The following is a 16,230-nucleotide window of genomic DNA, read 5'->3' on the forward strand; positions in this document are numbered from 1 at the left end:
CTCTAAATTAAGAACTTATGATCATATAATATTAGTTTTCGTAATAAAGAAATAATTAAATGGAATTCGATACCTTACCTGTATTATCGACAAAATAGAACAAAAAGATGAATAGTTTTTCCCCTCTGCCTATCTATACACCTTATTCGCAGAGCTATATTTCAATAGTGTCTCCTATTCCATGAACAAATAAAAAAACGACACCTAAAAAGGCGTCCATATTGTGAAAAAGCCTGTCCTTTGTAAGATGAGACAGGCTTTCTTTGCTCCAAACTGTTTAATTTTTTAAAGATGAGACATTTATTACATCGTCAGAGGAAATCCAAGTGGATCTCCATTTTCATCATAATCTGCACGACAGTTGTTATCAAGACTTGTTCCCTGATATATAAGGGAACAAGTACATGTCTCTAAAATATTCGAGCATATTTTTATTATTCTGTATAGATGACATATGACTTAACGTGTGAGTATCTTTAATCGGTCATTTGCAACATCATATCCGTCAAGAGCTGCACACTGATAATGATGCTTCGCACGCGATATATCTCCAACAATTTCCCAGTACACGCCTAAATTGAAATGCGCCTTGAACGTACCTACTCCTTTTGAAGTTTCATAGTTCGAGGAGTTGGTCTCACCTAGAGCTAGACAATGCATAAACACATCTGGAATTAATTCTAGGGCCGACGAATGCCCCATACTGGTCAAAGTAAGTCCATATACAAAATACAAATCTGTATAGTCAGGATACAATTCGATCGCATTCATAACTATTTTCAATACGTCGTTATATTGTTTTAAGTAAAATAGAGAATAACATAATGAAAGCCATGCATTAGACATATAAGCAACCGTCTTTTGCTCATCCATAGGAAGCAGCTGGATGGCATTATATAGATGCTGTACAGCCTTCTCATACTGTTTACCAACAAAATATGTTTGGCCAAGTTGATATTGCGTATATGGATTGCTCTGATCCTGACACTCTGCTTCCAACAGTAAACGTAGGTTGCGTTCCAATTTACCGCGTTCCGCAATGGCACTGTCTGTATATCCTAGATGTAAGAGACTAACCGAGGTCATAATCGACGAAGGCTGTATTCCATTACAATTCAATTGTTCATGAATTTTACCCTCGTATCTATAACTAGGAGTATTTGGGAACAAACGTGTTACCTGGCTGTATACTACACTCCCATCCTCTTTAACATTTTCAACTTTTACTTTACCCGGACTGCTTGTGCCAGATTGAACATATCCCTGTAATGCATCTATCGAACTCTCTATCAACCGCTCATCAGCATCCATTATAAGTATATAGGGTTGGGTGGCAAGCTCAATAACAGCATTTCTAGCAGTTGCGAAGCAATCTTTCCAAAGTATCGGTATCGTTTGAATTCCATATTGCCGTGCAACACCCTCTGTATTGTCTGTAGATCCTGTGTCCCCAATAACTATTTCATTAACAACATCGGCTACAGACGATAAACATTGTGCAAGCATATCCTCTTCATTTTTTACGATCATACACACAGATATCGGTAGCTTCACTCAACGGCCCTCACTTCTACATATTTTTATCTTTGACAAGCGTAGCCAAATGAGCCAAAGTATCGAATCCATTCTCTTTAAACAGCTTCGATATTTGTACAAGGTAAGTTGTATTATGTTCAATAACTCGCGAGAAGTTCTGAATAATAAACACCGCATATTCAGGCGTAAGATTTTTATGAAATCCTGAAATGCCTATCATGTGCATCTTCAGGACAGAGAACAAAATACATATTTTTGTATAGTCTTCAAATATTTTATTAGAACTTGTATTTGGGAAAAGACTCTCATATAAATAATTAACCAAATAATTTTCAAGGATATATTCGTATTTTTCTAGAAATGGTTGGTAAAATTGCTTGTAATTCTCAATATAAACTTTCTCTAAATCACTCAATTCAATACCAACTTGTTCTTGTATGTTTAATCCTTGTATCATTTCATTAAGACACTTCGTATATCTTTCGTTACTAATACCCATGTTATTTCTAATTTGCACCATTTCTATAATCATTTTAACCTGGAAAGTAGTACTAATCGAAATTTTCTCTAAACTGTTTATATAATCAGGGTGGTTCATTTTCATTCTATATTCTTCAATTATATGCGGTACAACATCTAATTGATTATTGTCTAATTTTTGTTGGACATTATTTATAAATATCCCTAAGAAAATAAGTCTGTCACCAATTTTCATGCTTCGATTTTGTATAATTTCAATAGAAAACATCCGTAAGCCCCAGAAAAGCTGCTCAGCAAACCTAGGATGCTGCGTATTTAAACGGTAATTCAATCCCCAGTCAGAATTAATATCAAACTCTAGTTGTTCAAACTCTATTCCATCTGGATTTAGCAAAGCTAGTCTAGCAATTTCTGGACAAGATAATTTGGCTGATAATTCAATCGTACTGTCAACTTGATTGACAACCCTCGGATAGGTAGTACAAGTAGAACATAGCGCTTTTTCCCCTAAATTTAACTGAATCCTACATAGTTTATTTTCATCAAGCATCGGACATGCAGCAGTCTTAGCATCTAATATGAATGATGCATACTTTACATCTGATGCTGTATCGTTCTTTATGCGTTTCATCCCTTTATTGAGTAAGTTAGTAAGAGTAGGGTGCTTTACACTTTTATATTTTTTATACGTTTTCTTATCAATTGAAATTCCCCAACCCGCACAGCAAGTATCTTCGCACTCACTTCCTATACACGCAAAGGACTTCATATATAATGGGATTAACACTTGTTTCTTCATCATTTCACTTCCTACTCCTTATTACTTGAAAGAAAGGGACCTAAAGAAGGTCCCTTTCTTAAGTATTACTTGTACTCAAAATTAAGAGAGCTACTTGATTGTTTACCATCAGGATTTACTACTGTAAAGCTGACAATACCTGGAGCAGTTGCACTTGGGACTGTAAAGTATATTCTTCTTGAATTTACATACTCAGCCTTATACTCAATACCATTAAAGATAATTTTGATGCCTTTTACGAAATTGGAACCATCAATATATATCGTGGTTCCACCAGCAACAGGACCAGAAGATGGTGACACAGAACGCAGTTGCGGTGCCGGTACTTCAGGTGGTGCCTCGTAAGTAAATACCGTACTTGTTGAGTTACCTGATGGATTTGTCACTGTAATCGTAATTTCACCTGGTGTAGTTGACGCAGGAGTATTGAAAAAAATCCGAGTGCTGTTTACTAAAGTATAAGGTATCGTTTGGTTATTCATAGTTACAACAAGTCCAGACTCTAGGTATCTGCCGTCTACATAGACAGTTGTCCCCCCTGCCATTGGACCTTTATTTGGAGTGATACGTGTAATTTCTGGCTTAGCTTCTTCATACGTATATCCATTTGCTACTTTAACTTGATTACCATCTGGATTCGTTAACGTAACATCCACACTTCCAGCAGTAGGAGAAGCAGGTACATAAACTCTTACTGATGTTGTCCCCAAGAAAGCGGCTAAATCAACTGTTTGAGTACCAAAAGTAACTTTTGCTCCTTTTTGGAAATCGGTACCTACAATATCAATTAAGCCTCCCCCTCTTTTATTTCCACTATTAGGGGTAATGCTTTTAATTGTTGGTGGAAGAATCTCTGGCGGTTTATCGTAAGTGAACCCATTTGGCAATTCGCCAAACTTAGTGTCCGGATTTACAATTTTGATCGTAACCGGACCATGGGAAGTAACAGCCGGAGTAGTAGCATACATACGAGTTGCATTAACAAAAGTCGCGTTCAAATCAATTTCCTGACCATTATGGATCATGTACATTTTTGCCCCAGAACGAATACCGCTACCATCTACGTAAATCGTAGTACCTCCAATAATCGGGCCATTCTTTGGGCTAACAGCTCTAACTTTTGGTGCTTCAAATTCTAACGGCTTGTCATAAGTAAATGTTTCAGGAGCAAGGCCGGATTGAGTATCCGGATTAGTAACTTTTAGAGAAACACCTTCCGATACGCTCCACTTTGGAGAAAGTACTGAAAGGCGATTTGAATTAATAAAGTCCGCCTCAAGTTCAATTTGCTCTCCCCACAGCACTTTAGCACCTTTTACAAAGTTAGAACCATCAATATATACAGTGGTTCCACCCTCAAGCGGTCCATTTTTAGGACTTATCCCTGAAACCTTTGGTGCTGGTGGTGGAGGTGGCAAAATATATTTAAAGCCTTTTTCAAGAACTGACACAGTACCATCTGGGTTTTGAACCTTTACATCAACAATGTCCACAGTTGGCCATACAGGTGTCTCAACCGTTAACTTATTTGAAGAGAAATAAGTTAGTTTAGGTGCTTCTACCGTACCGAAAAATACTTTTGCATTTCTATCAAATAATTGACCATTAAGTGTAATTGTTTCATTACCAGTTGTCACACCTTCAGCTGGTGTAATCGACTTCAACTCCATCTTGGGAGGCTCTTCATAGCGGAATGCATCTGTTACTAGCACTTGTGTGCCATCAGGATTTTCAACTGTAACATTTACTAGTCCTGGTTGTTGTCCAGCCGGTGTTACTGCCTGCATGTATATGCTTGTGTGATAAGTAACGCTTGGAGAATAATTCTCCCCCACCTTTATCTTAACACCTGGCATAAAGTTTTTCCCTGCAATAGTTATCTGCGTTCCACCAGCTAATGGACCTGAAGACGGTGAAATACTTGAAACTTCTGGGTCAGCGAAATAAGCAAACGGTGCAGTAGCTTCCTGGTTGTCATCATTTACAACTTTTAAAGTAGTCTCGCCTTGTTTTCCTACTGGAACAACTGCCTCAATTTCCTTATCATTAATGAATGTTACGTTTGTAGCAAATCCGCCACCTACTGGAACATTCAGATTTGGGCGGAAATGTTCACCTACGATTTTTATCTTTTCCCCACCAGCTATGTGACTTTTTGCTGGAGTTACTGACATAATAATAGGGGCTGGATATTTAACTTCTAGAGTAGTAGCAGGAGGTGAGTAAATTCTATTCGCTCCTGTGTAATCCTTATACGTAATTTTGGAGTCTGCAGTCGTCACTTGAACTTTGCCCGCGCCTCTATCAGCCTTATGTCTGATTTTATAAGTAAAATCAAGCTTATCATTTTTTAATTCTAGGAATTTCCAAGTCAATGTGTTACCATTTACAACTGGCTTAGGAATGTTATGTTCATACGATCCCGGAACAATTTCGAAAGCGTCATTCACAACTTCCGTAACGGTTACATCATAAGCACTTGCAAGTCCAATCTCCTTAACAATCGCAGAATAAATCTCTGCTAATCCCGTTGACCCCAAAACAAAATGATGGTGATGGGAGGTCGTAGCCATGTCCATCATCAATTTGTTTGGAGCACTGTTATTAGGATCATCATTTTTCGACAACAATGCAATGGTATAAAAAACAATACCTGCATTTTTAGCGTCTTCTGCTTTCTTAAGCGCATACTTATAAGGATCCAGTCCATCTCCACCTACAGTAGCCGCACCGTCAGTCATGAGAACAATAACAGGCTGTGCATCAGGACGATGATTCGTCAGTTCCGCTATTGCCTTATCAATGGAAGCTCCTGTAGCCGTGCTTCCATTTGCTATGATCGTATCAATATAATTTTTAGCAGCCACTGCATCTGATGTTAGTGGAAAGCTTGTTGCAGCAGAACTAAAGTCTACTACCCCTACTCTATGCTTTGAAAGATCCATAAGATCAATAAAGCCTTTCGCAGCATCAAGGGCATTTTTCATTTTATCTTCACCATTATTGGCACCAGGACTCATACTGCCTGATTTGTCAATTACCAAAATAACATCATTAGGCTTTACAACATTGACAGGAGGTGTACCCTGGATACTTAGTTTCACTTCTGCTTCTTGTCCTACAATGATGCTGTTTGGATTGACACTTCTTGAAGCACTAACATAATTTGTCGAAGCCTGTACAGTTGACAAAGGTATCTGTACAAATAAGACAATAAATGTGAGCACAAGAGTAAAAATGTGCTTCATCTTCCTCACCGTAATTCCCCCATATCAAAAAAATATTTCCTGATCCCTCTACCATTTGCGGTCTACAAAATAAGCATCATTAGGTTGTGCGTATGAATCATACGACACTTCTTTCATCCTCTTACTTAAGGCTTGCTTTCGCTGCAAAAGCTGCTCTACTTGCTTATTAAGTTGATGCAATTCTATATAGAGTAATTGAATTGGCTCAGACAGCTGTATGTCTCCCCTAGCTATTGCGTCCCCTTGTAAGTATCCATACAGCTCATCTAATTCATCTTCATACTGGAAGTAAGAATCAACCTTAGATGCATTTAAAATTATTGTATAAATCTCTTTTATGCGACTCGCGGCTTCGAGTGTATTCATTATGCATTCCCCGTTTTGACAATATGCAGTGCTTGTTTCCAAGTTTCAGCATATTCTTTTGCAAATTGAATAACCTCTTCAAGCACCTCCTCATCTTTAGTAACGATAAAGTCGGTAATACGACGCAAGTAATAGTCATACAAAGCGTGAAGTTGCTGTGAAATCTCATAATCCATGTTCAAAGTCGTAATGAGCTCATACATAATCTCGCGTGCACCATGCAATTTTTGCAGCATTTCCCCTTGCAGCTTCTGTTGATTCAGTTTTTTGGCCATGTTCAACTTTCTAAACAATTCTTCGTATAAAAGGAGTGTCAATTCACCTGGACTTGCGGTCTCTACCTTTGTTTTTAAATACTGCTGCTGATAATTCATCGGTTTCATGAAACATCTCCCTTTACACAAATCATTCTGAATTGTTTACATATAAGTTTAACCTTGACCTAATTGCTGCGATAACCAAGATCCTTGACTATTTAGCTTTTGTAGAGCTTTCTCCATAGCGGTAAACTGTTTGTAATACCGTGTCTCCGCCATGCTGGCTCTTCGTTCAAGAGAATCCATCTTGTTGTTCATTTCGTATAATCTTTTACCCATTAGGCTGTTGTCTAATGCTTCTGAAGATTTCCCAGATCCTATTTTTTTCGTAATTTTATTAATGGAATTCGTAAGTGATTCATATACTCTCTCAGCAAAGCCCATTTCAAGCTTACGATCCGGATCTTTTTTATCCTTCGTGCTCGTTTTCGTAAACAATTCCATAACAGCATTTGGGTCTTTATTGATCGCATCTTGAAGCTTTTGCTCGTTCAACTCTAGTTTTCCGAGTTCTTTAGTTCCGCCCATCTCGAACTTTTTAAATGTAATCCCAATATCCTCTAATGAATCCATGGATTTAGGTAGTCCTTTAACGCCATTAAGCAAATCTTGACGCAAAGATCTCATTGCATCTTGTAAAATATCATCCCGGTACATTAATCCAGCCTTCGCTTTAGACTCCCATAGATCGATCTGCTTGTCAGTCATAGCCGCTTTTTCTTCTTCACTTAGAGGCTTATAGTTGCGATTTGGCTTTTCTGTCGTTTCGGACTGTAATTTATCTACAAGATCATTGTATTTATTTACAAAATCTTTAATTTGGTTGGTTAAATTTTGCGTATCTCTATTTACCGAAACTGTAACCTCAGAAGTAGAAACACCTTTCAAATCAAATCTAACTCCGTTGAATTCAAAAGCATTATTAGCCAACTCCATGCTAGCACCATTTACAGTTACCTTAGCATTTTGACCAGCCTTTGTTTTGGCAGCTGCTAGATTAAAGTTACCCGCTAACACGCCCGAACTGTCATCAATTGCAAATGAAGAGGATTGCCCTGTACTCGTAGAGGTCAACATGAATCTTCCATTAATACTGTCAAAACTCATGCGCACACCAATATTGGCTTTATTTACTTCGGCCATTACAGATTCACGCGTAGAATCAGCAGTAACTTTGAATTCGCGACCTGCAATTTTGAACGTTCCTGCAGTAAGACCCTTTGCTTTCAGATCTACAGCCGCAGGAAAAGCATCTCCAACATTCGTCGAAGACGTAGCCAAAGCATCAACTTTAATAACATAACTACCATTACCAGCTGAAATAGATGCATCAGCCGTTATTACAGTCGAATCGCTACTTGTAGCTGATAATTTATTAAAGGATGCTGAAAATCTCAAATCACCTGCAAGTTTTTGAAAGCTAGACAATGTCGAGTTCATGTTTCTATATTCTTCACGCTGCCACATGAGTGTTTGCTTTTGTTGATTCAGCTTATCTATCGGCATACGCTCAACTTTCATCAAATCACTGATGAGTTTGTCCGTATCTAATCCCGATGCCATACCACCGAATCGAATAGGGTTAATCATCTACTACTCCCTCCTTTATCTCTTTTCATCAACGAAAATTCCAAGTTGTTCACACAAATTGTAAACGAGATCAAGAATCTTCTCTGGAGGTACTTCCTTTACAACCTCATCTGTATCCTTGTTCATAATCTTCACAACAATTTGTTGTGTCTTTTCATGTACAGATACTTTGAGATACGTATTGGTATTTTGTAATGGCTTATTGCTCTGCTCTAATATATTGATAAGCGTTTGCTCTCCAACAGGCATGAAGCGTTTTTCTTGAAGGGTTTGTAGATTAGGTAAGCCTGAATCTACTATTTTATTTGCCTGAGTTGGCGAATGCGTTGACTGCAGAGCAGAATTTGTATCCACTCTCATCATCAAATGCCCCTTTTTCCACTTATTTTACTATTTAGATAGTAAAGAAGCCGACCGGTATAAACCGGCCGGCTTCAAGAAAATCTTAACGAAGCAATTGAAGTACGCCTTGAGGCTGTTGGTTAGCTTGTGCCAACATTGCAGTAGCAGCTTGGTTAAGGATGTTGTTTTTCGTGAATGTGGACATTTCTTTCGCCATGTCAACGTCACGAATACGAGATTCTGCAGATTGCAAGTTCTCAGCAGTTGTACCAAGGTTGTTAATTGTGTGCTCCAAACGGTTTTGCACAGCACCCAAGCCGGAACGGATCTCGGAAACTTGGTTAAGTGCCGCTTGAACTTTCTCAAGGTTACCTGTTGCTGTAGCATTTGCACCATCAAGTTTAGTCAAGTTATTAACTTTAAGTTCAGCAGCTGTAGCTTTAGAAAGAGTCAACTTGATAGTTTCGTCTTTGTTAGCTCCTACTTGGAATACGATTTCTGCTGGAGCAGAAGCACCAAGCAAGTTCTTCGTATTGAAGCTTGTTTGAGTAGCAACAGCATCGATTTGCTCAGTCAACTGTTTAACTTCAGCATCAATTTTAGCTGTATCAGAAGTTGTTAGAACTTCGTTCGCACCTTGCGTGTAAAGCTCAGCCATACGTTGAAGCATAGCATGAGTTTCGTTCAAAGCACCTTCAGCTGTTTGGATCAAGGAAATGCCGTCCAAAGCATTCTTGGAAGCTTGCTCCAAGCCGCGGATTTGGTTACGCATTTTCTCGGAGATTGCAAGACCTGCTGCATCGTCAGCTGCACGGTTGATACGGTAGCCAGAAGACAATTTCTCCAAAGATTTACCTTGTTGAGTGTTGTTGAAAGATAGTTGACGGTGTGCATTGTATGCACTCATATTGTGATTAATACGCATGATTAAGTTCCTCCCTGGAATCGTGTTATGGTGTTCGCTTCCTTGCTTACACCCTACTGGTCAACGTATGTTCTTCGGCCGATAGAATCATTACGTTTGACCTACTAATTTATATATCGGCGGCATATTTGCGAAGTTTATAGCAGAAGAAGAATTTTTTCATTTTTTATCGTTTTTTCTGTGAAATGCTGTCGCTTATAGCACCCCAATCATCCATAGACAAACTTTCCTTCGAAGCAGCTTCATTTTGCGCCTTAATACTTAGGAAAATTTCCTCTCGATATACCGAAATATCAACTGGTGCATCTACGCCGAGACGAACTTGATCACCATTCACTTCCACCACCGTTAATACGATATCATTGCCAATCATAATTTTTTGGCCTTTAGCCCTCGTTAATACAAGCATTACGATTCGCCTCCAATCGGATGCTGTACATCATAAGGCACACCTTCTAGTACAATCTGAGCTGCTTGTTGAGTTGTTATATTAATAACGAGTGGAGCTTTTAAATTGGTTGTCATTCGCTCTCCTCCTCTTATCGTCATTATGGTTCTAACCCCCACTTGTTGATCGGATTCAATCATGAGTTTATCTTTCCAAATCGTTGATAATTCAAACCCATACTCCGGTTCATACTTAAACGGGTTTATGACAATAAAGGTCAAATCAGCGTCATCCACGCTTTGCAGCAAATCAATCTCCATTTTAAATCCAACGGCCTGCAGCCAAACATACTCTTTATATTCAGAGAACCCCAAAATTCCTTCCTCAAATCGAATAATATCTGATGAATCAACTTCCAAGACACCTAATCTTGTAGACTGTACTTCCATCTCTGTCGTTCCTCCTCGAAATAAAAATAGCTATAAAGAACAAAGTTCTATATAGCTAGATCTTATTACATGACCGCATCTAACTGCTGTCCTGTAGCATTAAAAAATATAAAATTCTTCTGTATTAAGTACGGATTGATTTTACCCGGATAATAATCTATAGAGGGCTTCGTACGCTCGAATTCAAAACTGACGCCCCCTGGCTTTACATTAGTTTGTAATTGCCCAGGTGTGTAGGTAACATCGACATTGTCGTAATCTGGCTCACCTGCAATATTGATAGGGTACGCCCTAAACATCTTCTCACGAGCAATCTCGGCAAAAGCATTGCTTTTTTGATGAGATGCCATCATTCGATCGCCTTCTTGAGCCAGGTTAGCAATGTTTTGCATTGAAATCTGTAACGACTGTTGTGCAATGCGGTCCGTTACTTCTTCAAAGCGCCCTCTGCTAAGAGCTGACCAAGCTTTACGTGAATCAATTGTTAGATCATCTTTGCTGTGAGAAAGCTCCACCGTTACATGCTCTTGATGAATTTGAAGCTCAGGTGAAGGCGTCTCTATTTTCAGCTGTCCGGACTGCCGTTCAAGTCCCAATCGAGAAAACTGCTGATTAATTTCTATGCGCGGCAAATTCATTCCGCATCACCTACCGTAGGAAATCAAGCAAACTTGGACGTGAAACACGCGCAATTGTATCCAAGGAAGCTTGGAATATACTTTCTGCTGTTTTCAGTTCTGTAATTACTTTAGGCATATCAATATCTTCCGTCTTTGATTGGAGACCGATATAATTCAAATTGAGATCTTCTAGTCGACTTGTTGTAAACTCCAATCGGTTTTGTTTCGCACCTACCTCTGCCTGCGCCAACGTCAGTCGTTCTAAATTAGCCTGCAACTGAGGAATGGTAGCAGCAATACCAGCAGTATTGTCATCCACAAGTGCCTTTCGCATATCATCGACAACTTTGAACATGCTTTCTGCACCGAATTTGCCAAATACTTTATCTCCAAGCAAATTAACATCCACGTAAAGCCCTGCTCCAACTTGATATTGTACTACACCTTGATCCAATTCATAGTTTTCTCTAGCTGGGTCTGCTGGGTAAGGTGGTTGATCGATCCTTTGCCCGTTAAAAATATATTTCCCTTTAAATTGAGAGTTACCGAGTGATACTAAATGTTCATATAGCTGTTCGACTTCACGCGCAATATTTTCACGTGCATCTTTTGGCACTGTTTCAGATGAGCCTTGTACAGCAAGCTCAGCTAATTTTTGAATAACTTGAGTAGCTTCACCCAATACCTCATCAGTGTATTTCATAAAGCTGTCTGCATCTTGTACATTATCCGTAAACTGTGTTGTCGCACTAATTTCCGCACGATAATGCAGCGCGCTCGCTACACCAACTGGATCATCAGAAGGACGATTCAAGCGACGGTTTGTCATAAGTTGTTCTTGATACTTATCAAGTCGTTTGAAGTTGCCTTGTAGGTTCTTCATCATAGAATCACCCATCATGGACTGTGTAATGCGCATCTAGCTTACCTCCTTCTATCTACCAACGACACCCGTGCCGTTTATAAGCTTGTCAAGCATTTCATCCATTGTCGTCATTACACGTGCAGATGCACTGTAAGCATGTTGGAACTTAATCATGTTAGCCATTTCTTCATCTAACGAAACACTGCTTACAGACTTACGAAGATTATCCGCATGTCCTGTTAGCAACTCACTGTTCTCAACCATTTTCATAGCATGATCTGACTCATTACCAAGTTGGGCAACAACCGACTGTACATATCCATTAATAGTTGCTGAGTTTGTAACCGACCCTGGCTGTGTGAAGCTATATACTCGCTCACTTAAACCAGCAATAAGCAATGCCATGTCACCATTACCTTGCAGGGCAACTTCAACCTGCGCACCACCGGGTTGTGTACGCATTTCCGTTCTCATAGACACGCCGATATTTTTCACATCATCCTTAATAGAAGTGTGCAGAACGATATTATCAGCCGTAATCGTCGCACTTCCATCTTTCGTAGTGAAGAATGGAATACCTGATTGTGCTGGTGATTGCAAATTATAACCTAGTGCATGAAGTCCATTCAAGCCGTTCACCGTATGTTTCGCATCTGCCAGTAATCGACGTGGGTTTGCAGGGTCCATTTGCGCTCCAGGAATCGTTACTCCTTGTGGAAGAATCGATCCTGCTGGCAGTGTTACTTCAACCGGACCCGTTGCAATCGTGTTCGCAATAATGTCCAACTGCTTGCGATAGTTTGCAACATGGATATCACGAGAATCGACATATCCCTTGATTTCACCATTAGTTAAGGCACCAGTATCACCGACTGTTATTGGTGTGGACACCATATTGTCTACAACCATTGTACCGCCAAAAGTAATCTGGTAATCCGCAGCTGTTTCCGTTACAGTGACGTTACCTAATCCAGACAGTTGATCCACCAACAAATCTCGCTTGTCACGCAAATCATTTGCATGATCGCCAAGTCCTTCGATACGTTTAATCATCGTCGTCAAATCAGAAATTTGTTGAATGTAATTATTAGCTTCAGACACCTTCACGTTAATACGTTCAGTTAAGTTACTCTCTAGTACCTTCAACTGACTTGAAATGTGTCCAAAAGTTTCTGTCAAAGAAATCGCCTTCTGCTGAACAAGTGTACGAGCCGATAAGTCAGAGTTACCAGGATTCTTACTCAGCAACTGCCAAGAATTCCAGAACTCTGAAAGATTTTTGGCAATACTATTATCCGATGGCTCATTGAAAATACCTTCAATGTTGCGCAGTGTTTCTTGCTGTACTTTCCATGTGGACTGCACAGTGTTCTGATTGCGGTACTCAATATCTAGCAGAAAATCTCGAATGCGATAAACGCTTTCAGCTTCAACACCCATCCCCATCTGGTTAGGGAGCTTTGAATTATTATGAAGTCCCGGATAATCAATTGGACGAGCCGCAACTAGTCGAGTTGCCTGTCGCGAAAATCCTGGTGTATTAGCATTCGTTATGTTATGGCCTGTCGTTGCTAGTGATAGTTGATGGGCAGCGACGCCGCGCTTACCGATTTCTAACGTATGAAAAGTTGAACGCATGTGGCAATATCCTCCCTCTCTTAAATTAGTTCCTCTATGTATGATCGTCGCGTATAAAAGCGAACAGATCTCTAATTTTCTATCATTCTATTTAAAGTTTGCTTGCACGAACTAAGGCTTAAGCAATAAAAATTGTATTTCATGTGCTCATTACATCCGTATGTTCATAATTTATTACGCTCTTGTATCAAACATACTGCGCCCAATTTTGGACTGTGGCTGCTGTGGATGACGATACAATGATTCATCCTCTGGGCGGCTCGTCATAATATTGAGCGAATAGTCAACAAAATCCAATGACTGCTGTAGCAGCTCACGGATGAAATTATTTTCTTCCTTCAACCGATTCAATAGGCCATTCAAAGATCGCTGCGCTTCTTGCAACTGCAATCGCTCTTCCGGCTGGAAGACCAGACGAGAAAGCTCTGATACCGTCAAACGAAGATTCGAGCGAATCCCCTTCTCTTGGACAAAAGCTAACGATGCCGCCACTCGCTCATCATCAGCTTCCGTTACAAGCTTCAAAATTCTATTTTCCTTCGAGGTTAAGCTTGCTAGCGCTTGAACATCGTTGCGAGTAATAACACCTTTCTTCTGTTCAGCTATTTCTAATAACTGTTCATGCAGCACGCGCAACGTGTCCAATGCTGTGATAACTCGCTGTATACTCATATCATCACCTATTTCTTCATATCGCGACTAAATATCGGCAGCAACTTCTCTGCAATTTTGTTCGCATCAACATGGTATGTTCCAGTAGAAACAGCTTGCTTAAGCTCCTGAATGCGCTCCGCTTTGCTGCTATCCTGCGTACGAGTGTTGGCGTCTAACAACTGCTTCGCTTCTGTAGAGATTGTAACCTCATCTTTGCGTTTAGCAGGCTTAGCTGTATGGGAAATCGATTGCTGACGCTGATATTGTTGAGCCGCTCCAATTCGCTGTGTATCATTTATTTTCAACGTAGTCACCTCATTTCAAATCAAAAAGCCGACGACCTTTACTAAGATTATCGGCTTGATGTCAACAATTATTTAGCTATCCAAAAAAAGAAAATTCACATTGCAGGATAAATATAGCTTGTTAGAAGCAATCTACTACGCTTTATCAATGATTCGATACGTCGCTCCACTGTTCTTATTCACAGCATTCGCTTGTGACTCTGTCTCGTTTTTCGCCTGGGAAAGATCATTAAGTAAACGGCGACGACAGCTCTCGCACATATGCCCCTCTTGAATAAAGCCTCCGCATACTTCACATGGATAAGAAAGATTAGGCATATTCAATACAGATATACGTCCCTCACGAATAAATTGAGTAATCTGCCGCACGCTAACCCCTGTATCATCCGATAGTTCGGTCATCGTCGCTTGTCTATGTTTTCGCAAATAATCTGCGCAAAGCTTGTAATCCGCTTCGATGTCTTTTAGGCAGTTGGGGCATATATCTTTATATACTTTCGCGAACAGTCGCCCGCAACGATTGCAATTGCTTAATTCCATCTTCGACACCTCTTTACCTTTATCTGATTCCATCATAACGCATGTTGGAACAGATGACGAGAGGAGCTTTTTAAACAATATTGAAAAATGTCGATCTCTGTTGGGATAAGACGGATAGAATGATATTTGCCACACCTACATAAGTAAATGGGACTGGACAGGCAAGTGAAATTGTTCCCACCCAAACAACGATTTTCAGGCACGTGCCCATGTGTAACTGCAAATAATTGATGAAATTCCATAGTTACGGAGAGCTCCCGTCAATGCTCCTGCACAAGCCCGAACAGTACTTCCCGTTGTATATACGTCATCTACGAGTAGGATATAGAGTGGGGATTTGTTTGACGTATTTATATTTACGCAAAGTGTTTGCAGAGCCTGGGTATGGCAGCAGTAAGCGCCTGATAGCGCTAGTTCTCTACCACTGCGCCCCAGATGGCTCTGCCTTCCTTGATCGGTCATCCGTGTGAGCAAAGGCATGACCGGGCAGTTCCACGCTGTTGCTAGCAGCGTAGCAAGTCGTTCTGCTGGGTTAAAGCCGCGATCTATCAATCGCTCTACCGTGGATGGAACAAAGGTGACGACGTCCGGATATGGGACAGACGGAAGCTGATACAACCAGCGCCGTAGACGCTCATAAAGAGGCAATGGCGGAACAGTGATCTGATGATGAAAGTTGGAAATTGTTGCAGCTAGCAGCTCATAACGTTGCAGCATCATGCCCGCCATGATAGCAGCATAGCCTGTATCGCCTTGAAATTTATAACGATGAAGCCATGCTTTCATCGCCTCGCTATAGGCAACGGCACTTCGATTTGCCGTAAGACCATGAACAAAGAGTGGATGTCGCTCGCAATCCGTGCAGCGAACTGCTCTCCCACAATGCGGGCAGCCAATTTGTTCAATATAAGATATGGATGATCGACATAATGCACACAATTGCCTACTCCACGATCTAACAGAATATGTCGAGGATCTGTGCGATCGACTTCTACTTTCTAGCTCCTTCTCAGTATTTCGTGCCGACACATACGGAATCTTCACCTCACAACCTATACATATACCAAAACGGGGCATACTTACACCTTCATACCAGCCTTTTGGCGCATTCATGTTGCATCTCCACCCCTTCATTCATGGATCATATCATGCATATAAGGTCTTTTTT

General features: G+C 40.2%; 17 protein-coding genes. All 17 read right to left on the reverse strand.

The features are described 5' to 3' along the window. Nucleotides 1-459: 459 nt before the first annotated feature. Nucleotides 460-1,554 carry a glycosyltransferase gene (locus H580_RS0104875; RefSeq protein ID WP_028593785.1) on the reverse strand — a complete coding sequence of 365 codons (1,095 nt, stop codon included), beginning with the start codon at nt 1,552-1,554 and terminating at the stop codon, nt 460-462. A gap of 16 nt (nt 1,555-1,570) precedes the next feature. Continuing rightward, nucleotides 1,571-2,818, reverse strand: coding sequence for a flagellin lysine-N-methylase (gene fliB, locus H580_RS0104880; RefSeq protein WP_051217262.1), 1,248 nt, complete (start codon nt 2,816-2,818; stop codon nt 1,571-1,573). Nucleotides 2,819-2,880: 62 nt separating this feature from the next. Next, a complete protein-coding gene (locus H580_RS0104885) occupies nt 2,881-6,063 on the reverse strand; it encodes an IPT/TIG domain-containing protein (RefSeq protein ID WP_245583502.1) in 3,183 nt (1,060 codons plus the stop codon). A 48-nt stretch (nt 6,064-6,111) separates the two neighbouring features. Beyond that, nucleotides 6,112-6,429 carry a hypothetical protein gene (locus H580_RS0104890; protein ID WP_028593788.1) on the reverse strand — a complete coding sequence of 106 codons (318 nt, stop codon included), beginning with the start codon at nt 6,427-6,429 and terminating at the stop codon, nt 6,112-6,114. Further along, nucleotides 6,429-6,812: a flagellar export chaperone FliS gene (fliS, locus tag H580_RS0104895; protein ID WP_028593789.1), complete on the reverse strand. Its 384-nt coding sequence runs from the start codon at nt 6,810-6,812 to the stop codon at nt 6,429-6,431. The genes H580_RS0104890 and fliS overlap by 1 nt, the downstream gene beginning before the upstream one ends. Before the next feature lie 48 nt (nt 6,813-6,860). Beyond that, complete coding sequence (fliD, locus tag H580_RS0104900; protein ID WP_028593790.1) at nt 6,861-8,336, reverse strand: flagellar filament capping protein FliD; 1,476 nt, start codon at nt 8,334-8,336, stop codon at nt 6,861-6,863. Nucleotides 8,337-8,351: 15 nt separating this feature from the next. Further along, entirely contained in the window at nt 8,352-8,699 is a 348-nt protein-coding gene (locus H580_RS0104905) for a flagellar protein FlaG (RefSeq protein WP_084508965.1), read from the reverse strand. An 82-nt stretch (nt 8,700-8,781) separates the two neighbouring features. Further along, nucleotides 8,782-9,603, reverse strand: coding sequence for a flagellin N-terminal helical domain-containing protein (locus H580_RS0104910; protein WP_028593792.1), 822 nt, complete (start codon nt 9,601-9,603; stop codon nt 8,782-8,784). A gap of 166 nt (nt 9,604-9,769) precedes the next feature. Continuing rightward, the gene (gene csrA / locus H580_RS0104915) at nt 9,770-10,012 is read right to left on the reverse strand and encodes a carbon storage regulator CsrA (protein WP_028593793.1); all 243 of its coding nucleotides are present in this window, start codon (nt 10,010-10,012) and stop codon (nt 9,770-9,772) included. Then, the gene (fliW, locus tag H580_RS0104920) at nt 10,012-10,440 is read right to left on the reverse strand and encodes a flagellar assembly protein FliW (protein WP_028593794.1); all 429 of its coding nucleotides are present in this window, start codon (nt 10,438-10,440) and stop codon (nt 10,012-10,014) included. The genes csrA and fliW overlap by 1 nt, the downstream gene beginning before the upstream one ends. Nucleotides 10,441-10,505: 65 nt before the next feature. After that, nucleotides 10,506-11,078 (reverse strand): DUF6470 family protein, encoded by a 573-nt coding sequence (locus H580_RS0104925; protein WP_028593795.1) that lies wholly within the window; start codon nt 11,076-11,078, stop codon nt 10,506-10,508. A gap of 10 nt (nt 11,079-11,088) precedes the next feature. Continuing rightward, on the reverse strand, nt 11,089-11,979 hold the full coding sequence (gene flgL / locus H580_RS0104930) for a flagellar hook-associated protein FlgL (protein WP_028593796.1): 891 nt from the start codon (nt 11,977-11,979) through the stop codon (nt 11,089-11,091). Nucleotides 11,980-11,994: 15 nt separating this feature from the next. Beyond that, nucleotides 11,995-13,563: a flagellar hook-associated protein FlgK gene (gene flgK, locus H580_RS0104935; RefSeq protein WP_028593797.1), complete on the reverse strand. Its 1,569-nt coding sequence runs from the start codon at nt 13,561-13,563 to the stop codon at nt 11,995-11,997. 174 nt (nt 13,564-13,737) lie between these two features. Further along, nucleotides 13,738-14,235 (reverse strand): flagellar protein FlgN, encoded by a 498-nt coding sequence (locus H580_RS0104940; RefSeq protein ID WP_028593798.1) that lies wholly within the window; start codon nt 14,233-14,235, stop codon nt 13,738-13,740. Between the two features lie 8 nt (nt 14,236-14,243). After that, on the reverse strand, nt 14,244-14,522 hold the full coding sequence (gene flgM, locus H580_RS0104945; RefSeq protein WP_028593799.1) for a flagellar biosynthesis anti-sigma factor FlgM: 279 nt from the start codon (nt 14,520-14,522) through the stop codon (nt 14,244-14,246). A 135-nt stretch (nt 14,523-14,657) separates the two neighbouring features. Then, on the reverse strand, nt 14,658-15,062 hold the full coding sequence (locus tag H580_RS0104950; protein WP_028593800.1) for a TIGR03826 family flagellar region protein: 405 nt from the start codon (nt 15,060-15,062) through the stop codon (nt 14,658-14,660). A 195-nt stretch (nt 15,063-15,257) separates the two neighbouring features. Further along, nucleotides 15,258-16,001 (reverse strand): ComF family protein, encoded by a 744-nt coding sequence (locus H580_RS0104955; RefSeq protein WP_157282699.1) that lies wholly within the window; start codon nt 15,999-16,001, stop codon nt 15,258-15,260. Nucleotides 16,002-16,230 lie beyond the last annotated feature (229 nt).

It is taken from the genome of Paenibacillus assamensis DSM 18201, assembly GCF_000422445.1.
GTDB classification, from domain to species: domain Bacteria; phylum Bacillota; class Bacilli; order Paenibacillales; family Paenibacillaceae; genus Paenibacillus_B; species Paenibacillus_B assamensis.